At 67.9% G+C, this 19,929-nt stretch carries 25 protein-coding genes; 16 read left to right on the top strand and 9 right to left on the bottom strand.

Features of this window, described 5'->3' with window-relative positions; genetic code table 11:
* A partial coding sequence (locus DYI42_RS14310) for an AzlD domain-containing protein (RefSeq protein WP_213546674.1) occupies positions 1–140 on the bottom strand: 140 nt, incomplete at its 3' end.
* On the bottom strand, positions 140–850 hold the full coding sequence (locus tag DYI42_RS14305) for an AzlC family ABC transporter permease (protein WP_213546669.1): 711 nt from the start codon (positions 848–850) through the stop codon (positions 140–142). The genes DYI42_RS14310 and DYI42_RS14305, both read right to left, overlap by 1 nt.
* 47 nt (positions 851–897) lie before the next feature.
* On the opposite strand from DYI42_RS14305, the gene DYI42_RS14300 reads away from it, so the two are divergent.
* The 7 genes from DYI42_RS14300 to DYI42_RS14270 all read left to right on the top strand — a co-directional run bounded on the left by DYI42_RS14300 (position 898) and on the right by DYI42_RS14270 (position 7,255).
* Positions 898–1,725 carry a formate dehydrogenase accessory sulfurtransferase FdhD gene (locus DYI42_RS14300; RefSeq protein ID WP_213546668.1) on the top strand — a complete coding sequence of 276 codons (828 nt, stop codon included), beginning with the start codon at positions 898–900 and terminating at the stop codon, positions 1,723–1,725.
* A complete protein-coding gene (locus tag DYI42_RS14295; RefSeq protein WP_213546667.1) occupies positions 1,722–2,252 on the top strand; it encodes a hypothetical protein in 531 nt (176 codons plus the stop codon). The genes DYI42_RS14300 and DYI42_RS14295 overlap by 4 nt, the downstream gene beginning before the upstream one ends.
* Positions 2,249–2,839, top strand: a complete 591-nt coding sequence (mobA, locus tag DYI42_RS14290; protein WP_213546666.1) for a molybdenum cofactor guanylyltransferase MobA — start codon at positions 2,249–2,251, stop codon at positions 2,837–2,839. Before DYI42_RS14295 ends, mobA begins: the two co-directional genes overlap by 4 nt.
* Positions 2,836–3,327 (top strand): molybdopterin-guanine dinucleotide biosynthesis protein B, encoded by a 492-nt coding sequence (gene mobB / locus DYI42_RS14285; RefSeq protein ID WP_213546665.1) that lies wholly within the window; start codon positions 2,836–2,838, stop codon positions 3,325–3,327. Before mobA ends, mobB begins: the two co-directional genes overlap by 4 nt.
* A gap of 10 nt (positions 3,328–3,337) precedes the next feature.
* A complete protein-coding gene (locus DYI42_RS14280) occupies positions 3,338–5,398 on the top strand; it encodes a molybdopterin-binding protein (protein WP_213546673.1) in 2,061 nt (686 codons plus the stop codon).
* Positions 5,399–6,022 carry a GNAT family N-acetyltransferase gene (locus tag DYI42_RS14275; RefSeq protein ID WP_213546664.1) on the top strand — a complete coding sequence of 208 codons (624 nt, stop codon included), beginning with the start codon at positions 5,399–5,401 and terminating at the stop codon, positions 6,020–6,022.
* Between the two features lie 72 nt (positions 6,023–6,094).
* Positions 6,095–7,255 (top strand): NAD(P)/FAD-dependent oxidoreductase, encoded by a 1,161-nt coding sequence (locus DYI42_RS14270; protein WP_213546663.1) that lies wholly within the window; start codon positions 6,095–6,097, stop codon positions 7,253–7,255.
* 13 nt (positions 7,256–7,268) lie between these two features.
* On the opposite strand, the gene DYI42_RS14265 is transcribed toward DYI42_RS14270, so the two are convergent.
* The gene (locus DYI42_RS14265; protein WP_244867931.1) at positions 7,269–7,475 is read right to left on the bottom strand and encodes a hypothetical protein; all 207 of its coding nucleotides are present in this window, start codon (positions 7,473–7,475) and stop codon (positions 7,269–7,271) included.
* Between the two features lie 232 nt (positions 7,476–7,707).
* Between DYI42_RS14265 and DYI42_RS14260 the strand changes: the two genes are divergently transcribed.
* Positions 7,708–8,595: a sulfotransferase domain-containing protein gene (locus DYI42_RS14260; RefSeq protein ID WP_213546662.1), complete on the top strand. Its 888-nt coding sequence runs from the start codon at positions 7,708–7,710 to the stop codon at positions 8,593–8,595.
* 13 nt (positions 8,596–8,608) lie between these two features.
* Here DYI42_RS14260 and DYI42_RS14255 read toward each other — a convergent pair whose 3' ends face one another.
* From DYI42_RS14255 to greA, 3 genes are all read right to left on the bottom strand, one after another.
* A complete protein-coding gene (locus tag DYI42_RS14255; protein ID WP_244867930.1) occupies positions 8,609–9,349 on the bottom strand; it encodes a TSUP family transporter in 741 nt (246 codons plus the stop codon).
* A gap of 78 nt (positions 9,350–9,427) precedes the next feature.
* The gene (locus tag DYI42_RS14250; protein ID WP_213546661.1) at positions 9,428–10,498 is read right to left on the bottom strand and encodes a hypothetical protein; all 1,071 of its coding nucleotides are present in this window, start codon (positions 10,496–10,498) and stop codon (positions 9,428–9,430) included.
* 16 nt (positions 10,499–10,514) lie between these two features.
* Positions 10,515–10,985: a transcription elongation factor GreA gene (gene greA / locus DYI42_RS14245; RefSeq protein WP_213546660.1), complete on the bottom strand. Its 471-nt coding sequence runs from the start codon at positions 10,983–10,985 to the stop codon at positions 10,515–10,517.
* 163 nt (positions 10,986–11,148) lie between these two features.
* Between greA and DYI42_RS14240 the strand changes: the two genes are divergently transcribed.
* Complete coding sequence (locus DYI42_RS14240; RefSeq protein ID WP_213546659.1) at positions 11,149–12,135, top strand: phosphatase PAP2 family protein; 987 nt, start codon at positions 11,149–11,151, stop codon at positions 12,133–12,135.
* Between the two features lie 137 nt (positions 12,136–12,272).
* On the top strand, positions 12,273–13,250 hold the full coding sequence (locus DYI42_RS24595) for a phosphatase PAP2 family protein (RefSeq protein WP_213546658.1): 978 nt from the start codon (positions 12,273–12,275) through the stop codon (positions 13,248–13,250).
* 52 nt (positions 13,251–13,302) lie between these two features.
* Here the strand turns inward: DYI42_RS24595 and DYI42_RS14230 are convergent, their stop codons facing one another.
* Entirely contained in the window at positions 13,303–14,064 is a 762-nt protein-coding gene (locus DYI42_RS14230) for an SDR family NAD(P)-dependent oxidoreductase (protein WP_213546657.1), read from the bottom strand.
* Between the two features lie 24 nt (positions 14,065–14,088).
* Here DYI42_RS14230 and DYI42_RS14225 point away from each other — a divergent pair, with 24 nt between their 5' ends.
* From DYI42_RS14225 to DYI42_RS14210, 4 genes are all read left to right on the top strand, one after another.
* Entirely contained in the window at positions 14,089–15,105 is a 1,017-nt protein-coding gene (locus DYI42_RS14225; RefSeq protein ID WP_213546656.1) for an AraC family transcriptional regulator, read from the top strand.
* A gap of 171 nt (positions 15,106–15,276) precedes the next feature.
* Positions 15,277–15,474, top strand: coding sequence for a preprotein translocase subunit SecE (gene secE / locus DYI42_RS14220; RefSeq protein WP_213546655.1), 198 nt, complete (start codon positions 15,277–15,279; stop codon positions 15,472–15,474).
* A 178-nt stretch (positions 15,475–15,652) separates the two neighbouring features.
* Positions 15,653–16,186 (top strand): transcription termination/antitermination protein NusG, encoded by a 534-nt coding sequence (nusG, locus tag DYI42_RS14215; protein WP_213546654.1) that lies wholly within the window; start codon positions 15,653–15,655, stop codon positions 16,184–16,186.
* 34 nt (positions 16,187–16,220) lie between these two features.
* Positions 16,221–17,129 (top strand): hypothetical protein, encoded by a 909-nt coding sequence (locus DYI42_RS14210; RefSeq protein WP_213546653.1) that lies wholly within the window; start codon positions 16,221–16,223, stop codon positions 17,127–17,129.
* 21 nt (positions 17,130–17,150) lie between these two features.
* Here DYI42_RS14210 and DYI42_RS14205 read toward each other — a convergent pair whose 3' ends face one another.
* Positions 17,151–17,492: a hypothetical protein gene (locus DYI42_RS14205; protein WP_213546652.1), complete on the bottom strand. Its 342-nt coding sequence runs from the start codon at positions 17,490–17,492 to the stop codon at positions 17,151–17,153.
* 174 nt (positions 17,493–17,666) lie between these two features.
* Positions 17,667–18,374 carry a hypothetical protein gene (locus tag DYI42_RS14200; RefSeq protein WP_213546651.1) on the bottom strand — a complete coding sequence of 236 codons (708 nt, stop codon included), beginning with the start codon at positions 18,372–18,374 and terminating at the stop codon, positions 17,667–17,669.
* A 271-nt stretch (positions 18,375–18,645) separates the two neighbouring features.
* Between DYI42_RS14200 and rplK the strand changes: the two genes are divergently transcribed.
* Positions 18,646–19,071, top strand: coding sequence for a 50S ribosomal protein L11 (rplK, locus tag DYI42_RS14195; protein ID WP_213546650.1), 426 nt, complete (start codon positions 18,646–18,648; stop codon positions 19,069–19,071).
* Between the two features lies 1 nt (position 19,072).
* On the top strand, positions 19,073–19,771 hold the full coding sequence (gene rplA / locus DYI42_RS14190) for a 50S ribosomal protein L1 (RefSeq protein WP_213546649.1): 699 nt from the start codon (positions 19,073–19,075) through the stop codon (positions 19,769–19,771).
* Positions 19,772–19,929 lie beyond the last annotated feature (158 nt).

The following is a 19,929-nucleotide window of genomic DNA, read 5'->3' as shown; positions in this document are numbered from 1 at the left end:
GCCACGGGCGTGTAGCGCAGGTAGCGCAGAAGCCCCTCGGGCAGGGGGCGGGTGCCGGTGAGGCCGATGAAGCTGAAGCGGATCAGGAAGGTGCCCACGGCGAGCGCGGCGATGATGAGCCAGATCGGGTAGCCTTCCATCAGCCGGCCCTCCGGGCGAGCGCGCGCTCGGCTTCGGCCCCCGCGACCATGCCGAGCATCCCCGCTGCGATTACGCCGAGGGAGAAGGGCAGCCAGGCCAGCAGGAGCGAGGCGACCAGTGCAACGAAGGCGGCGACGATATGGGCGGGGGTGCGCAGGCCCGGCGCGACGATGGCGAGGAAGGCCAGCGGCACCGCCACGTCGAGCGACCAGCTTTCGGGGATGGCCTGCCCGGCGAGCGCCCCGGCGAGCGTGCCGAGATACCACATCGGCGCCACGGGGGTGACGGTGCCGAGGAAGTAGGCGACCTTGGTGCGCACGTCCCACTGGGGCTCTTCTTCGTATTTCAGGACCGAGGCGGCATAGCTCTGGTCGACCAGCAGGTAGGAGATGAGGGCCTTCTGCCACATCGGCGCGCTGCCCAGGTGGGGTGCCATGGAGGCGGAATACATCGCCATCCGGGCGTTCACCGCCAGCGCGGTGGCCAGCACGATGAGGGTTGGCGCATTGTCCTGCATCAGTTGCAGCGCGGTGATCTGCGCGCCGCCCGCGATGACCAGCACGGTGAAGCCCATCACCTCGGCGATGTTGAGCCCCGCCTCCATGCCGATCACCCCGAAGATCATGCCGAAGGGCACCACCACGATGAGAAACGGCAGCCCGGCGCGGATGCCGGAGGCATAGGCTTTTTTCGGTGTGGTGGATGCCATCCGTGGCCTCTAGCATGGGCCGGAAGCTGGCCCGTTCGGGGGAGAAGATGGCAGCAAACTTGAGCACGTCAAGTAATTACCTAGTGGCTCCTGACACGGAGGCGGCGGGGTTGACCCGTCGCGTAACGGGACACGACCATGAGGGCCGCGAGGTGGAGATGCGGGTGGTGGAGGAGCGCCCGCTGACGATCTACCTCAACCGCACCGAGATTGTGACCGCGATGACCATCGGCGACCATCCGGAACTGCTCGCCATGGGCTTCCTCGCCAATCAGGGGATGCTGCGGGCCGGTGAGCTTGAGCGGGTGGATTATGACGACGAGTTGGGCGTGGTGGTGGTGCGCACGGGGCGCGAGACGGACTACGAGGCGAAGCTCTCCAAGAAGGTGCGCACCAGCGGGTGCGCCGTTGGCACCGTCTTTGGTGACATGATGGAGGGGCTGGAGGGGCTGACCCTGCCGGAGGCGCGGGTGAAGGTGGCGGATCTTTACGCGCTGGCCAAGGAGATCAACACCACCCCGAGCCTCTACCTCGAAGCGGGGGCGATCCATGGCACGGTGCTCTGTGAGGGCGCGCGCCCGCTTGTCTACATGGAAGACGTGGGGCGGCATAACGCGGTGGACAAGGTGGCGGGCTGGATGCTGCGAGAGGGCGCCGAGGCCGGGAACAAGGTGCTTTACACCACCGGGCGGCTCACAAGCGAGATGGTCATCAAATGCGCGATCATGGGCATTCCGGCGCTGGTGAGCCGCTCGGGCTTCACTGCCTGGGGCGTGGAGATTGCCCGCAAGGTGGGCCTGACGCTGGTGGGCCGGATGCGCGGCGAGCGGTTTGTGTGCCTGTCGGGGGAAGAGCGGCTGGAGTGGCCGGGATGAGCGAGATCGAGGTAACATTCACCCCCACCTGGCAGGAGGCACGGGCGGCGATGCGGGCGATGGCGCGGCGTGACCCGGCCCGCGGGCAGCGCCTGTGGAAACCGCTGCTCTTCGTCCTCGCAATCGCGCTGGCGGTGGGGATCATCCTTTCGGTTTATGCTGAGTGGATCGGGCGGTGGATCACGCTGCCTGTCTTCATCGGTTTCCTCGCGGGGCTCTATGCCATGTTCGGCCTCATGATTCTGAGGGGTCGGTGGCAGTGGCGGCGCGTGAAAGCGCGCTGGCAGGCGCATCAGAACCGGCTCGGGCCATGGCGGATGCGGCTGGGGCCGGAGGGCTACAGGGTGGAGACCGACCTGAGCACCGTGGAGGCGACATGGGAGATCGTGAATGACATCTTTCGCATGCCTGCGGGCACCGGGCTGCTGGTGGGCACGGCGATCATCGTGGTGCCCGACGCGGCCTTGCCGACGGATGTTACGCCCGACGAGGTGCGGGCTCAGTTGAAGGCATGGAGGGCGGCATGACGGTGATGGGCGTGATCCTTGCGGGCGGCCAGGCCAGGCGGATGGGTGGTGGCGACAAGGGGTTGCTGGAGCTGGGCGGGGTGAGCCTGCTTGGCCGGGTGATCCAGCGGCTGGACCCGCAGGTGGAGGCAATGTGCCTGAACGCCAACGGCGATCCGGCCCGGTTCGAGGCCTTCGGGCTGCCGGTGGTGGCCGATCCGGTGGAGGGCTTTGCCGGGCCGCTTGCGGGTGTGCTGGCGGGGATGCGCTGGGCGGAGGCACAGGGCGCGGAACAGGTGGTGAGCGTGGCCGCCGACACGCCGTTCTTTCCGCGTGATCTGGTGGAGCGGCTCATCGCCGGCGGTGCCGCCTCTTCGCCCGTGCTGGCGGCGGTGCGCGAGGCCGGGCGGGTGCGGCGGCAGCCGACCTTCGGCCTCTGGCCGGTGGCGCTGGCCGACGACCTCGAAGCCGCGCTAAAGGGTGGCGTGCGCAAGGTGGTGCAATGGACCGACAGGCATGACGGGCGGGAGGTCGTCTTTGGTTCCTCGGACGCCTTCTTCAATGTGAACACGCCGGAAGACCTCGCAAAGGCGGAGTTGATGTTGTGAAGGTGTTTGGCGTCGTGGGCTGGAAGAACAGCGGCAAGACCGGGCTGATGGAGCGGCTGGTGGCCGAGATCTCGGGGCGCGGCTTCAGCGTGAGCACGGTGAAACATGCGCATCATGCCTTCGATCCGGACCAGGAGGGCAAGGACAGCTGGCGGCATCGCAAGGCGGGCGCGCGCGAGGTGCTGGTGGCCAGCGGCACGCGCTGGGCACTGATGCACGAGGGCCCCGCGCCGGAGCTGGGCGAACTGCTGGGCAAGCTCGCCCCGGTCGATCTGGTGCTGGTCGAAGGCTACAAGCGCGAGGGCCATACGCGGATCGAGGCGCACCGCGGCGTGACGGGCGCGGGGCTTCTGGCGCCGGAGGACAGCGGGATCGTAGCCGTGGCCAGCGATGTGCCGGTGGAGGTTGGCGTGCCGGTCTTCGACCTCGACGACACGGCTGGAATCGCCGATTTCGTGCTGCGGGAGGTGGGGCTTGGAGCCGTTTGACACCTTCATCATGGTGGACTGGTCGGGCGGGAAAGACCGTGGCGCGGCCCCGAAGAAGGATGCCATCTGGATCGGTGTGGCGGGCCGGGAACCCGAGTATTGCCGCAACCGCAGCGTGGCCGAGGCGCGGCTGGGCGCGCTGATTTCGGCTGAGGTGGCGGCAGGCCGCCGGGTGATGGTCGGCTTCGACTTTCCCTTCGGCTACCCGGCGGGGTTTGCCCGGGCGGTGTGCGGCTCGGACGATCCGCTGGCGTTGTGGGACTGGATCGAGGCGCGGCTGGAGGACAGCGGCGGCGAGAGCAACCGCTTTGACCTTGCCGCAGAGATCAACCGAGCGGTGGGCGGGGGCGCGGGGCCGTTCTGGGGCAACGGGCTGACGCGGGAGATTGACGGGCTGCCGAGGCGGAAGGAGGCCTATCGCAATCCCTTCCCGGATCGCCGCAAGGTGGAGCGGCTGGCGAAGGGGGCGTTTACCTGCTGGCAGATGAGCGGGGCAGGCTCGGTGGGCTCTCAGGTGCTGACCGGGTTGCCGGTGCTGGCGCGGCTGCGCAGGGCCACGGGCGCGAGGGCCTGGCCGTTCGAGCCGCTGGACGGCCCGGTGGCGCTGGTGGAGATCTGGCCGTCGCTGGTGGTGCCGCCGCGGGCGACCACGGATGAGATCCCGGATCGGGAACAGGTGAGGCGGCTGGCCGACCGGATGGCGCGCGTGGCGCCGGATGAGATGGCGGCGCTGCTCGATGTGGATGCGCCCGAGGAGGGGTGGATCCTGGGGATCGGTCGGGACGGCGGGACAAGTTCTGCCCTGCAGGCGTTGCAGCCCCCTGCGATGAAGGACGACTGCTTCGCCCTTCCGCCCGGAGTGGACTGGGTGCCGGTGGACGCGGCACTTGCGCGGCTGCGGGAGTGGTTGAACCCGGTCGCGGGGGCCGAGTGGGTGCCGGTGGCCGCGGCGACGGGGCGCGTCCTTGCGAGAGAGGTGCGGGCGGCGCGGGCCAACCCGCCGGGCGCGAATGCCGCGGTGGACGGCTGGGGCTTTGCGCATGGTGGCCTGCCCGCCCCGGACGGCGCGGGGCGGATCGAGATGGAGATAACGCCCGGGCGGGCGGCGGCGGGTGCGCCGTTTTCAGGCTCTGTTCCGGCGGGACAGGCCCTGCGCATCCTGACCGGCGCCCTGTTGCCGGAGGGCGTGGACACGGTGGTGCTGGAAGAGGACACGGCCTCGAGCGAAACCCGGCTTGCCTTTGCGCGCCCGCCGCGCCTGGGGGCGAACACCCGCCGGGCGGGGGAGGATGTGGACGCAGGCGAGGTGCTGCTTGCGCCCGGCCACCGGCTGCGAGCGCCCGATGTGGCCCTGATCGCCGCGACCGGCGTGGCCGACCTGGAGGTGCGCAGGCCGCTGCGGGTGGGTGTGCTTTCGACCGGTGACGAGATCGTGGAGCCGGGCGAGGCGACGGGGCCGCATGATACGCATGATGCCAATCGCCCGATGCTGCTTGCGATGGTCGCGGGCTGGGGCCATGCGGCGGTGGACCTTGGCCGCGTGGGCGATGATCGCGACGCCTTGCGCGCGGCACTGACCGGCGCGGAGGCAGATGTGATCCTGACGTCGGGCGGCGCCTCGGCTGGCGATGAAGACCACCTCTCGGCGCTGTTGCGCACGGAGGGTGACCTGACGGCCTGGCGCATCGCCCTGAAGCCGGGCCGTCCGCTGGCGCTGGGCCGCTGGGGCGGGGTGCCGCTGTTTGGTCTGCCGGGCAACCCGGTGGCGACGCTTGTGACGGCGGCGATCTTTGCCCGGCCTGCGCTGGAGGTGCTGGCGGGCGGACACTGGCTGGAGCCGGAGGGCTTTGAGGTGCCCGCCGCCTTCGAGAAGCGCAAGAAGCCCGGGCGGCGGGAGTTTCTGCGCGCGCGGATGGGGCCCGAGGGGGTGGAGGTGTTTGCTTCCGAGGGCTCCGGCCGGATCAGCGGGCTGACCTGGGCCGGGGGGCTGGTGGAACTGCCTGATGGGGCGTTGGAGGTGAAGCGGGGCGATCCGGTGCGCTTCATCCCCTATGCGGCGCTGGGGCTCTAGATGGAAATCCGGGCCGGATTCGACGCGGCACACCGGGACGAGGTGGCGCGGCTGTTCTGGGCGGCGTTCCGGGGCAAACTGGGGCGGATCATGTGGCCGGACCGGAAGGCGCTGGGCTTTATTGCCGAGGTCATCCAGCCCGGGTTTGCGATTTCGGCGGCGGAGCGCGGGCAGTTGCTGGGCGTGGCCGGGTTCAAGACGCCCGAGGGCGGGTTTCTGGCCGGTGGGTTTGCCGAGATGGCACGGCATTACGGCTGGTTCGGCGCTGCCTGGCGCGGGCCGTTGCTGGAGCTGTTCGAGCGACAGATGGTGCCCGGGCAGCTGCTGATGGACGGGATCTTCGTGGCCGAGCGCGCGCGGGGCCGGGGTGTTGGCACGGCGCTGATCGGGGCGATCATCGCGGAGGCGGCGCGCCGGGGTTGCGGTGAGGTGCGTCTGGACGTGATCGAGGGCAATGAGAGGGCGCGCGCGCTGTATGAGCGCTGCGGGTTCGTGGCGCGGGGCGAGATGCGGGCCGGGGTGCTGGCGCCGTTGCTGGGGTTTCGGCGGGCCACGACGATGGTGGCAGGCGTGGAGCCGAGCAGCTCATCGGGGCCCTTCGGCCCCTCTTCGCAGCTTCGGTGAGGACCGCTAGCGCCGAAGAGCGGCTCGGGGGGTGGGTTTCACCCAGCCTGCAGGCGGTTTAGACCGTCGGCGATGAGCTATGATGTGATCATACTGGGCGCGGGCGGCGCCGGGCTGATGGCCGCCGCAACCGCCGGGCAGGCCGGGGCGCGGGTGCTGCTGCTGGACCATGCCGAGAAGGCGGGCAAGAAGATCCTGATTTCCGGCGGCGGGCGCTGCAACTTCACCAATCTCGGCATCGAACCGGGCTGCTACCTGTCGGAGAATCCGCATTTCGCCAAGTCGGCGCTGAGCCGCTACACGCAATGGGATTTCATCGACCTGGTGGATCGCCACGGCATCGCCTGGCACGAGAAAACCCTGGGCCAGCTCTTCTGCGACGGCTCGGCGCGGCAGATCGTGGCAATGCTGGAGGCGGAGTGCGCCAAGGTCGGGGTGGAAACCCGGCTGGGCGTGAGCGGCACGGCGGTGCGGCACCGCGATGGGCAATTCGAGGTGGCGGGTGCGTGCGCGCCGAAGCTGATCGTGGCGACCGGCGGGCCGTCGATCCCGAAGATGGGGGCGAGCGGGCGGGCCTATGAGATTGCCCGGCAGTTCGCGCTGGACCTGGTAGAGCCACGCCCGGCGCTGGTGCCCTTCACCCTGCCGGAGGCGGACAGGCTCTTCACCACCATCTCGGGCGTCGCCGTGCCCTCGGTGGCGACGGCGGGCGGCGTCTCATTCGAGGAGGCCACGCTCTTCACCCATCGCGGCCTCTCCGGCCCGGCGATCTTGCAGGTGTCGAGCTACTGGCGCGAGGGCGAGGCGGTGCGGCTGAACGTGTTGCCGGGCGCGCTGGAGCGGCTGAAGGCGGCGCGGGCGAAGGCGCCGCGTGCGGGGCTGAAGGCGGCGCTCTCCGAGCACCTGCCCGGCCGTCTGGCCGAGGCGCTGGCAGAGCGGATCGGGCTGGCGACCGAAATGGGCAACGCCCCGGACCGCGAGCTGGAGCGGGCGGCGGCGGTGCTGGAGGGGCTGGAGTTTCATCCCGACGGGACGGAGGGCTATGCCAAGGCCGAGGTGACGGCGGGCGGCGTTTCGACCGCCGAGCTTTCGAGCAAGACGATGGAAGCGAAGAAGGTGCCGGGCCTCTACTTCATCGGCGAAGCGGTGGATGTGACGGGCTGGCTGGGGGGCTACAATTTTCAGTGGGCCTGGGCGAGCGGGGTCGCCGCCGGGCAGGCGGTGGCGGGCTGAGGCGCGGGCCTGCTCAGATTTTCTGTGCCGTCTCGTCGACGTAGTGGCACCTGTAGCTCTCGATCCGCCACTCGGCGTGCCGGTTCGCCCATTGTGCAAGTTCGGCCTGTGCGCCGAGGAGACAACCGAGCAACGTGCCCTGGTTGGATCGGATATACTCTTCTCGGCAGGTCTCCACAGCCGTCTGCATGCAGGCGATGAACGCCAATTCGATCAGCATGATTGCTCCCCCCTTCATCAAATCGCGGTTTGGAAACACTCGTCAGGACACCGCGCCTGACACGCCCTAAAAGGCAGCCCCAGCTCTGTAAGTGGAGCGCGGTGTCAATATAGACCTTGGTCTCGGTTAACCTTACGGAAAGGCGGTGCCCATGGCAAGGTTTGGTGCTGTTTCTTCCGGTGGGGGGATGGCCTAGCATCGGCGCAAAGCGGGCATTGCGGGGAGCGTGCACATGACCGGAAGAAGGCTTTACCTCGGGCCCCTGACCGACAACCGGCGCTGGGATGCGGTGGAGATCCGGCCCGATGACGTGATCGTGGTGACGCCGCCGAAATGCGGGACGACCTGGATGCAGACGATCGTGGCGCTGCTGCTTTCGGGCGATCCTGGGGTGGAGACAGAGCTTTCGGTGAAGATGCCGTGGGTCGATATCCGGCTTCGCGACATCGACGAGTTGGCAGCGCGGCTGGAGGCCATGGACCATCGGCGCAGCATGAAGAGCCACACGCCGATGGACGGGGTGCCGCTGGACGGGCAGGCGCAGTACTTCTGCGTCTTTCGTCACCCGCTGGATGCGCATTTCTCCTTTCGCAACCATGTGCGCAACACGCCGCTGCGGTGGTTCGATCACTGGTATCCGGAGGACGACGCAGAGGGCGTTGCATTTCGCAGGTTCCTCGATGGCGGGCCGGAGGGGTTTGATACCGATGCGATGCCGCTGGCGCATATCCTGCGGCATTACGAGGCGGCGCGGGCGGTTGCGGACAGGGCGAACGTGACGCTGTTCCATTTTGCCGACATGCGCCGCGATCTTGCGGGCACTTTCGAGACGGTGGCCGCTCTGCTGGGCGTTGCCCATCCGGCGGATGTGATGGCGCGATTGGTCGAGGCGGCGCGTTTCGACAACATGAAGACAGAGGCCGAGCGCTTTTGCCCGTCAGGCGGCAAGGGCTTCTTCCGGTCCGATGCGGCCTTCTTCGAGAGTGGCAGCAGCGGGAAGTGGGAGGGGCGGCTGACGCAGGCGGAGCTTGCGGCCTATGACGCGGTGATGGATGCGGCGCTTTCGCCCGGGGCGCGGGCCTGGCTGGAGTTTGGCGACGAGGGGGCTGTTGGGGGCTGACGGCGCGCGGCGGTCAGATCGACTTTGCCAGAAGGACCACGGCCGAGAGGGCCGCGAGCCCGAGCGCCCAGGGGCGGATGGCGCGGCGCTCGAACCGCGCCACCAGCGGGCGCACCGCGACGAGGCTCAGCAGGACCAGCGGCGCGAGGGAGAGGGCCAAGGCGATGTGGGGCATGCGGATGAGGCCCGCCACGGCGAGGGCACCGATGGAAACGATCATGCCGAAGCCGAAGAAGGCGTTCTGGGTGGCGGCCGATCTGCGCGACTCGACGCCGGAGTAGAGAATGGCCATGGGGGGCGCGCCGATCCCGGTGAGCGTGCCCATGACCCCGGCTGTCATCCCGGCCCCGAACAGGGTTTTGGCGGTGATGGGCAAGGACAGGCCGGCGAGGTTGAGGGCGACGGCCAGCAGGACGACGAGCGCGATGATGACCGGCAGCGCATCGGTGCCGACAACGGCGTTTGCGATGAAGGCGGCGAGCACCGCGCCGAGGAGGCGTCCGGCGAAGCCCGGGGGCAGGTCGGTGCGCACGACTGCATTGCGCGCGCCGAGGAAAGACCCGATGCCGGAGAGAACGCCGAGCAGCAGGATCGTGCCCGGCACCCATTCCGGCGCTGCGATCGTCATGGCGGGCGCGGCGATCATGCCGAACCCCGCCCCGGCGAGCTTCTGGATCAAGGTGCCGCAGATCACGGCCATGGCGCATATGAGCCATGGCAGGAGGGGCGGAAGAAGCAGGGCTGTGTCGATCATGGCCGTGCCTGGTTGGTCTGCCACGCCGTGAAGCAAGCCATGGCCGGGCGAGGGGAAGGGCGCGCGCCGGATGCGGCCCTAGTCGAAGGTGCCAGAGACCTTGCCCAGCAGCATGAAGGCGCGGGCGGTGCGGGTTTCGGAGACGGCGATGATCTCGGTGTCCGAGGCGGTTTCGGAGAAGGCGGCAAAGGTCTGGTCGAACTTGCGCAGGAAGTGGTGCGCCGCGTCGCGGAAGATCGGATCGGCGCGCATCCGGCCCGAGGTGAGGGCGAGGCAGCTGCGATCCTTCACACCGTCCATCCCGGCGATTTCCTCGCCACGCCGCCCCTGCCCGAACTTGCGCCACACCGCCGGGCGGGCGGGCGCCGGGGACAGATCATCCATGTAGATGCCATCTTCGGACAGCAGGGTGAGCACATCCTGCGCGGAGTGCACGAGGCCCGAGATCGTGCGGTCGCGCAGCGCCTTGCGGAGCGCGGCGAACCCGGCCTTGTCCTTCTCGTTCTCGGGGAAGTTCAGCGCGCGGATGAACTCCTCGACCGAGATCGGCGCGCTGCCCGAGACGGCGGGCGTGCCGAGATCGAAGGCGGGCTGGGCCTCGGCCCCGGGGCGCGGCTCGGGGCGCGAGAGGGCGGGCTTGCCGGGCAGGGGCACCTCGGCCGCCAGCCCCGCGCGGGAGGCGATGCGCGCCAGCGCGGCCTCGGCGTTGCGCTGGGCTGTCACCAGCTCTTCGAGTTTGCGCTCGACGGGTGAGCTACGCCCTTCGCTGGTGCCGCCCTGGGCCTGGCTGACATAGCTGGAGCGCAGGGCATCGACCGCCGCCGTGAGCCGCGCGCTCTCTTCGCGCATGATCTTGGAACTGCGGGCGGCCGCCACGCCGACCCAGATCAGCGCCACCGGCATGAACACCGCGAAGAGCACCATCACGAAGGTGATCGGATCGAAGCTGTCGCCATCGCCCTCGGGCACCAGCAGGAAGAAACCGCCGACCATCAGGCCCCAGAGCAGGGTGAGCCCCGCGCCGATCAGTTCGGCCGCGCCGAAGCCGCCCGCGGCCTCATTGCGCGCGGCCTGCGCCGAGCGCAACGGCATGGGCGCGGCCCGCATCGACTGTTGCGATGCGCTGTTGGATTCCTCGGCGTCGCTCACCCCTGCCAAGCTCCTGTCAGACGTACTTGATGCTCAGGACTTCGTAGCTCTTCTCACCGCCGGGCGTGCGCACTTCGACGCTGTCGCCCTCGTCCTTGCCGATCAGGGCGCGGGCGATGGGGGACTTGATGTTGAGCAGCCCGCGCTCGATGTCGGCCTCGTGCTCGCCGACGATCTGCCAGGTTTTCTCGGCGTCTGTATCTTCATCGACGACCGTGACCGTGGCACCGAACTTGATGGAGCCGGACAGCTTGGCCGGGTCGATCACCTCGGCCAGCGACAGCACGCCCTCGATCTCCTTGATCCGGCCTTCGATAAAGCTCTGCTTTTCCTTGGCGGAATGATACTCGGCATTTTCCGAAAGATCGCCATGCTCGCGGGCCTCGGCGATCGCCTTGATGATCGCCGGGCGCTCAACGGACTTGAGCTGTTTCAGTTCGGTATCGAGCGCGGTGTGGCCCGCGCGGGTCATCGGTATCTTATCCATTTTCGCGGCGGATCTTTCACTGGGAGAAAGGGCAACACTTGGGCTCTTAACTCAATCGGAGAAGGGAAAGTCAATAGTCCGGAAAGGGTTGCGAAGCTAGGGTGGCGGAAAACGGGCTTGGCTCAGGCGGAGCATCATCGGGGCAGCAGCAGGCGGGCAGTTCATGCGCAACTTCCTGAGATTCGTGGCATTCTACTTCCTCGCGGGCGTGGCCTTCGTGGTGCTGGTGCGCGACGATCCGGTGGCGCTGATCCTCGATCTGGGCGGCGCGCTGCCGACCTCGGCCATCTTCTTCGTGGAGAAGGCATGGTGGCTCATCCTTGCCTTCGCCGCGCTGTTCTTGGTGCTGCCTAAGGGTGACCTGGTGGCCCGCATCCCGCGCGCCTTCGTGGTGCTCATGGCCTGCAACCTGTTTTTCCTGACCTTCACCATGGTCAAGACGAGCCTGCCCTACGCCCTGCCGTTCTGGGCCGACCCGCCCCTGGCCGAGATCGACCGGTTGATGCACTTTGGGGTGGACCCCTATGTGCTGACCCATGCGGTGGGCGGCTGGATCCCGCCCGGCGCGGCCATGGCGCTCTACATGGGCGCCTGGCTGGTGCCGGCGATGTATCTGCCGGTGATCCTCGTGCTCTTCGACAGCGACCGTGCCCGTGTGGGCCGCTTCTTGCTGCTCTATTGCGTGGGCTGGGCGCTGCTTGGCTCGGTGCTGGCGCTCGGCGGCATGTCGGCCGGGCCGATCTTCTATGACCGGCTGCTGGGCGGCGACCGCTTTGCCGGGCTGATTGCGGCGTTGGAGGCCAGTGGCATCAGCGACAGCACGGTGGGCGGGGTGCAGGACTTTCTGTGGCGGGTCTACGAGAGCGGCACGCAGGGGATCGGCTCGGGCATTTCGGCCTTTCCCAGCGTGCATGTGGGCCTGGCATGCGTGGTCTCGCTCTACCTCTACGAGCGCGCCCGCTGGCTGGCGCCGGTGGCGGTTGCGGTGGTGGTGGCCTTCCAGTTTCTCTCGGTGCACCTCGGCTGGCACTACGCGGTGGATGGCTACGCCTCGATCATCGTGATCCTGGCCACCTGGGCCTGGGCGCGGCACCGACAATCGGCGCGATCTGCCCATGAAATGGCGGATTTCAGCCCCGAAACCATCTGAATTCCGGGGCAAGACTGGCCCCGGCGAGGAAACCCGATCAGCGGGTGGCCGGGGCTATCGAAGGGTGCACACCCGTGTTTGGTGACGTGATTGCACATCTGCGCAGGGGGGGGGACCAACCCCTGAAGGCCCATGAGGTGTCATGGTTCCTGCGCTTTGCCGTGCTCTATCTCGTCGCCTCCGCGCTCATTGTCGGCAGCGTTGCAGATCTTGCCGTGGTGGCGAGCCAGACGATCTCTGGCGGGAGCCGCTTTATCTCGTTCATCCGCGACGTGATGCTGGGCATCCTGCCGGTGCTCATCGTGCTGTTCCTGGCCCTTGGCTGGCAGCAGGTGCGGCGGCGGAGCGGGACGCTGCTGAAGGTGTTGGTGGCCTGCGTGCTGCTGCAATCGGGCTTCATGATGCTGAAGAGTGCCTTCCCGATGATCCTGCCCTTCTTCGCAGACCCGTTCTTCGCCGACCTCGACCTTGCGCTGCACGGGGTCGACCCGTGGGTTTGGGCGCATGGGCTGATCGGGATGGGCGAGGGGCAGAAGCTGTTTCTGGCCTACACCAAGGTGTGGGGCGTCTGGGCGCTGCTCTTTCCGGTGATCCTGGTGCTGGTCGACAGCGACAGGGCGCGGGTAAGGCGCTTCTTGCTCCTTTTCCTCGCCGCTTGGGTGCTGCTGGGCAACGTGATGGCGCTTTCGGGCCTGTCGGTGGGGCCGGTCTTCTATGACAGGCTGCTGGGGGGCGAGCGCTTTGCCGGGCTGATCGAGGTGCTGAATGACGGCGGCATCCGGCATACGGTGATCGGGATGACGCAGGATGCGCTGTGGGATCTTTACGCCCGGGGCGCGAATGCTATCGGCCCCGGCATCTCGGCCTTTCCCAGCGTTCACGTGGCGGTGGCCGCGGTGGCGGCCTTCTACCTCGCAGAGCGCAGCCGCTGGCTGGCGCTGCCGGGCTTCGGGTATCTCGCGCTGGTGCTCTTCCTGTCGGTCTATACCGGCTATCACTACGCGGTGGATGGCTATGCTTCCATTGCGGTGATCGGCGCGCTTTGGGCGGTGCTGCGCTGGCGCGCGGCCAGCCGTGCCGATGCCCCGACCGGAGCGGTTGCCCCGGCCGAGTGATGCGCTGCGGGGGCAAGGATTTTTCGTAAGAAAAATCGTGTGCCGCCGAGACCTAGAGCAGCGTGCCGCCGGAGGCCTCGATGCGCTGGCCGGTGATCCAGTTGCTCGGGCCTGCCAGCAGGGCGGCCACGGCGGTGCCGATGTCTTTGGGCAGGCCGGGGCGGCCCATGGCCGACATCGCGGACACGCGGGCCTTCATCTCGGGATCGTCGCGCACCATGCCGCCGCCGAAGTCGGTTTCGATCGCGCCGGGTGCCAGCGTGTTGACAGCGATGCCGCGCGGGCCGAGCTCGTTGGCCATGTACCGGGTCATGACCTCGACCGCGCCCTTGGCCATGGCATAGGCCGCCATGCCGGGGAAGGAGAAGCGGGTGAGGCGTGAGGAGACGTTGAGTACACGCGCGCCATCTGCAAGCAGCGGCAGCAGCGACTGGGTGAAGAGGTAGGGGCCCTTGACGTGCACCTGCATCATCGCGTCGAAATCCGCCTCCGCGGTTTCGCCGATCGGTGTCCGGGCGCCATAGCCCGCATTGTTCACCAGAACCTGGAGCCGCGTGCCACCGAGTGCGGCGAGGGTCTTGGGGAGGGCCTCGGCGAAACCGGCGAAGCTGGCGGTGTCTTCGACATTGAGGTGGAGCGCGGCGGCCTCCACCCCGGCGGCGCGGGCCTCGGCCACAACCTCGTCGGCGGCGGCAGTATCGGAGTTGTAGGTGATGATCGGCGCGAGCCCGCTTTGCGCGAGATGGGTGGCCATGGCGCGGCCGAGGCCACGGCTGCCGCCGGTGATGAGGGCGATGGGGGATTGGGTTGGCATTGTGGTGCCTCCTGAGCAGTTGCGATGGCGCAGAAGCTGGCCGCCACGGCCCTCCGGGCCTGCCGCATTCTCCGCCGGACCTGCCTGATCCTCCGAAACCCGCCGCTGCGCCCTGTTGAAAGCCGCCGCCTGCGCTGCATCTTCATGCGGACCATGACTGGAGCCCTGCCGATGGATCGCCGCGCCCTGATTGCCGCCCTGAACGACCACGCCGACCGGGCCGGGGTCGGGAACGCGCCGGTGCAGACGGGCGTGCCGGGGCTGATGCTGATGCGCTGCCGGCGGCCAACGGAGCTGGAGCCGGTGGTTTACCAGCCGGTGCTCTGCGTGGTTCTGGAGGGGGTGAAGGAAGTGTGGTCGCACGAGCGGCCCTATGCGTTTCGGGCCGGGGAAAGCTCTGTTGTGACCTTTGATCTGCCGACGCGGGCGCGGGTGCTGGAGGCGCCCTACCTGTCGCTGGCTTTGCAGATTGACGTGGCGCTGTTGACGGAGCTGGCCGCCGAGATGGGCGCGCCCGGTGACGAGCGCAAGGACGTGGTGAGCAAGGGTGTGGCGGATGCGGCGATGATGGACGGGCTGACGCGGCTCTACCGGCTGAAAGACACCCCCGCCGCGATCGGCCAGCTTGCCCCGCTGATCCGGCGGGAGCTGCATTTCTGGCTGCTGAACTCGTCGCACGGCCCGGCGCTGGCGGCGCTGTCACGGCGCGACAGCCACGCGGCCCGCATTGCCCGTGCCACCGCCGAGATCCGGCGCAGCTACACCGCGCCGCTGCGGGTGGCCGGGCTGGCGCGGCTGGCGGGCATGTCGGCCTCGACCTTCCACGACCACTTCAAGGCACTGACCGGCACCACGCCGCTGCAGTTTCAGAAACGTCTACGGCTGGTCGAGGCGCGGCGGCTGATCGAGGCGGACGGGATGGGCGTGAGCGCGGCAGCCTTCGCGGTGGGCTACGAGAGCCCGACGCAGTTCAGTCGCGAGTTCAGCCGGATGTTCGGCGTGGCGCCAAGCCGGTTCAAGCCCGAGGTGGCGAGCGCCTGAGAAGGCGCGGCCCGGGTTTGATCGGGGCTTGCTCCGGGCAGCGACGCCTTCGGTGACCCACCAGCCCTTCCCGCGATGTCACGGTTTGGGGCATGCGGCACCGTCAGCCTTGAAATCGCCGCGCGGAGCCCGTAAGTGCCCCCGGAACGAACCCCGAGGAAAGAGCACCCCATGGCCCGCGCCAATCCGCTTCAGTTCATCCAGCAGGTCCGCACCGAGGTGGGCAAGGTCGTCTGGCCGACCCGCCGCGAGGTGGTGCTGACCACCGTGATGGTTTTCATCATGGCGATGCTCACCGGCGTGTTCTTCTTCCTCGTTGACTGGCTGATCCGCACCGGTCTGACGCAGATCCTGGGGCTGTTCGGGTAAGGCTTGGCGGCGGGTGCGCCATGAATGCGCACCCTACGGACTTGAAATCGGAAGGCGGGGAGAGTATCCCGCCAATCAATCCCCGAAAACATGGCGCGCCCGAATCGACGGCGCGCCCGTTTTTTATCGGGGAGTCGGATTGACGCCCCCGCGCGGGGCCACAGCAAGCAGGTTTGACATGGCGAAACGGTGGTATTCGGTGGCGGTGCTCTCCAACTTCGAGAAGAAGGTGGCCGAGCAGATCCGGACGGATGCGGAAGCGGCCAACCTCACCGATGAGATCGAGGAGGTTCTGGTGCCGACCGAGGAGGTCATCGAGGTGCGCCGGGGCAAGAAGGTGACCGCCGAGCGGCGCTTCATGCCGGGCTACGTGCTGGTGCGGATGGAGATGAGCGATGCGGGCTATCACCTGATCACCTCGATCAACCGGGTGACCGGCTTTCTGGGCCCGCAGGGCCGCCCGATGCCGATGCGCGACAGCGAGGTTGAGGCGATCCTGGGCCGGGTGGAAGAGAGCGATGCCGCGCCGCGCAGCCTGATCACCTTCGAGGTGGGCGAGAACGTGAACGTGACCGACGGTCCGTTCGAGGGCTTCTCGGGCAACGTGGAAGAGGTGGACGACGACAACCAGCGCCTGAAGGTGACGGTGTCGATCTTCGGCCGCGCCACCCCGGTGGAGCTGGAGTTCACCCAGGTGACCAAGCAGGTCTGACGCATTGGACGCAGGCGGGACCGGCAGGGGCAGCTTGCCAGAGCTGCTGAAGATCCTCCCGACGCGCCTGCGCTACAGCCGACGGCTCACGCGCTTGTTTCGCTGGGGCCCCGCCTGGGAGAAGGCTTGCGCCCAACGTCTGCTGCTGGAGCGACCCGCTTGGCCCGGGGTCACCGGCAACGAGCAAGTGGTTTATCTCATCTGCCTCATCGGGCGGGACCGCGCCAAGGACTGGCGCCGGGTGGGCGCGCTCCTGCGGCAGACTCTGGAGGCGCTGCTGGCGCAGGCCGACCCGCGATGGCAGGCGATCATTTGCGGGCAGGACTGGCCCGAGGGCATGCCCGAGGATCGGCGCATCCAGTTCCTGCCCTTCACCGCCGCCCCGGAGGACACCCCGCCCCATGACAAGAACGACAAGTACGACCGGCTGACGGATTGGGTGCGGCAGAGCGGGATCGAAACCGGCTATGCCTTCCTGCTCGATGGCGACGATGTTCCGCACCCCGATCTGACTGGCTACATCCTCTCCGACAACAACGGCACCGGCTATCTTCTGGATCAGGGCTACATGCTGGCCGTCGGCACGCGGCGCGGCCGGGTGTTGGGCCACCGGTCGCTGCGCGACGGGCGGCTGGAGAACAACACCTTCTTCCGCAACTGCGGCTCCTGCGTGGCGGCCTATTTCGACAATCGGCGCGGCGGCTGGGGCACGGCGCTGCTGGAGGGCGTGGTGAAGGTGCCCCATGGCCGGCTGCCGGAGCTGACCCGGTTGATGGGTGTCAGGCTGGGCTGGGTGCCGTTTCCGGCGATGTGCTACCTCATCCTGCATGGCGAGAACGACTATGTCGGGCGGCAGGTACCGCCGAAGCTCTCGGAGGCCCGGGTGCGGGAGATTTCCCGCGCTTTTCCCGGTCTCTACTTTCCGGAGGCGTCCGAAGGCTGAGGCAGGTGGGGTCGGGCGGGCTCAGGCTGCGGCACGGTCGGCCCGCGAAATGGCGGTGAAGCCGCCGTAGCTGGTGCCGTCGACGGCGTCGCGGATCACCGCTTCGGCGCGGGCGGCATCGGAGACGGTAAAGCCGATCCAGAGCGCGCCGGTCGCCTTGTCGGCGGGCATTTCCTGGGTGCCGGTCGAGCGGCCGAGCCCGGCGATCTCGAGCGAGGCTTCGATCAGCACCTGGGCCTCTTCGCAGAACTCGCGGGGCGTGGTGCGGCCCGGGATGGCGCGGCGGATGTCTTCGAGCCGGTAACTTATGGCGAGCCAGGTGCCCGTGGTGTCTGCAAAGCTCTCGTGATCCTGCATCAGCATCGGGGTTTCTCCACCTCGTTGGACCTTGTCAAAGTCTCGGTTAATCCCTCGTTAACGAAACAATCGGTCGGGCATGGCCAGATCGGGGCGCGATTGAGGCCATTACGGGGCAGGGGAATCTTGTGCTGCGGGTTAAACCGGAGGTGGTCGCGCGGCGATGGGCGCCACGGGGCTTCAACTTTGGGCACTGGCCTCGAACCGCGAGATTTCGCGGATGCCCTCGAAGGGCGTGCCACGGACGGCCTCGCGCACGATCTCTTCGGCGCGCTCGAACTCGGTGACATCGAAACCGAAGTTGACCTCCGGTTCCCCTGTCACGAGGTTTGCGCCGCTTTCGGCCCCGGCCCATTCGCCGACGCCGGCCTTGGCCAGCGCCGCCTCGATCAGGTCTATCGCGGCGTTGCGAAAGCTCAGCGGGTCGGAATAGCCGGGCGGGATCTGGCCGGCGTCATAGTAGATCTCGATGGTCTTTCCGGTGTCGAGCACTGGCGCGGCGGGCTGGTCGGAGGTGTCGGAGCCCCCTGCGACATCGGCCTCGGTGATCTTGAGCCACCGCCCGACATAGAACTTGCCGGCAAGCTCTGTGCCTGCGGTGAGCCGCTCGATCTCGGATTCGAGGGCGGTTTGATCTTGCGTGTCGAGGGCGATCTGCGTCACCAGCTCGAAGCCGGATGACAGGGCCTGCGCGCGCAGCGTTTCGGCGAGGTGATTGTCGGGGATCACCGTGGCGATGCCGTAGCCGTAGGCGCCGTTCTGAATCGCGTCGAGCGTCGCCAGCCCCGTTGCCGTCAGCTGCGGCACCAAGCGCTCGGTGAGCGCCTTCAGGGTGGCCTCGCCCTCCGGCGTGTTGGGGGTGCACAGCAGGATTTGCGGTTGGCTCATGATCTCTCCGATTCTCCAGCCCCGCACGCCCATCCTCGCCGGAGAACCCGGCGAAACTTGGGAGCGGAGCCGCCGGTTGCAGGGCGGAAAGGCGGCAACGGGGGTTTGACGCAGGGCGCAAATGCTCCTATGAGGCGGCTTCCTTCGTCCCCCGTCGCACTGGCGGGGCCGAATCGCGTGGGAGGGGCGGCGCTCGCGGGTGCCAAGCCGGACCACGTCAACATGAAGGCGGCCCATCGCGTTGTGCCGCCGTTGAGCAAAGGAGGCCCTTATGGCCAAGAAGATTGCCGGCACCATGAAGCTTCAGGTGCCCGCCGGACAAGCAAACCCCTCTCCGCCGGTTGGTCCGGCGCTGGGTCAGCGCGGCATCAACATCATGGAATTCTGCAAGGCGTTCAACGCCAAGACGCAGGAGATGGAGCCGGGTGCGCCCTGCCCGACCGTGATCACCTACTACCAGGACAAATCCTTCTCGATGGACATCAAGACGCCCCCCGCGTCTTACTACCTGAAGAAGGCCGCCAAGGTGAAATCCGGGGCCAACACCCCGTCGCGCCAGACCGTGGGGTCTGTCACCGTCAAGCAGGTGCGCGAGATCGCCGAAGCCAAGATGAAGGATCTGAACGCGACCGATATCGAGGCCGCGATGAAGATCATCGTCGGCTCCGCGAACTCCATGGGCATCGAGGTGAAGTAAGATGGCAAAACTCGGAAAACGTACCCGCGCCGCCCGTGAAGCCTTTGAGGGCAAGCACGACCTGAGCGTGGAAGAGGCCGTGGCCCTGGTGAAGGGCAACGCCAACGCCAAGTTCGACGAGACCGTCGAGATCGCCATGAACCTGGGCGTCGACCCGCGCCACGCCGACCAGATGGTGCGTGGCAAGGTGAGCCTGCCCAACGGCACCGGCAAGGACGTGCGCGTTGCCGTCTTCGCCCGTGGCGAGAAGGCCGATGAGGCCAAGGCCGCCGGCGCCGACGTGGTGGGCGCGGAAGACCTGATGGAGACCGTGCAGGGCGGCAAGATCGACTTCGATCGCTGCATTGCCACGCCCGACATGATGCCGATTGTCGGCCGTCTGGGCAAAGTCCTTGGCCCGCGCAACCTGATGCCGAACCCCAAGGTCGGCACCGTCACGATGGACGTGAAGGAAGCCGTGGAAGCCGCCAAGGGCGGTGAGGTTCAGTTCAAGGCCGAGAAGGCCGGCGTGGTGCACGCCGGTGTTGGCAAAGCCTCGTTCGACGAGGGCAAGCTGGTGGAAAACGTGCGCGCCTTCGTGGACGCCGTGAGCAAGGCCAAGCCGAGTGGCGCCAAGGGCACCTACATGAAGAAGATCGCGATCTCTTCGACCATGGGCCCGGGCGTGAGCATCGAGGTGGACAACGCGCTGGGCAACTGAGCCTTCCGCAACTGATTTGAGAGGGGCGGGCCGGTTGGCTCGCCCCTTTTTTGTTTGGCCGCCGGGTGACGTGCATTGCTGCGCAATGACACCCCACCCGCCGTCCCTTTGGCTGCGGCATTCTCGGCGCTTTTCGTCGAAGACGGCTTGCAGCATTG

The sequence above is a fragment of the Vannielia litorea genome, assembly GCF_018424695.1.
Taxonomy (GTDB): domain Bacteria; phylum Pseudomonadota; class Alphaproteobacteria; order Rhodobacterales; family Rhodobacteraceae; genus Vannielia; species Vannielia litorea_A.
Note: the sequence above shows the minus strand (reverse complement) of the source record. Positions and strands in the feature narration are given on the sequence as shown.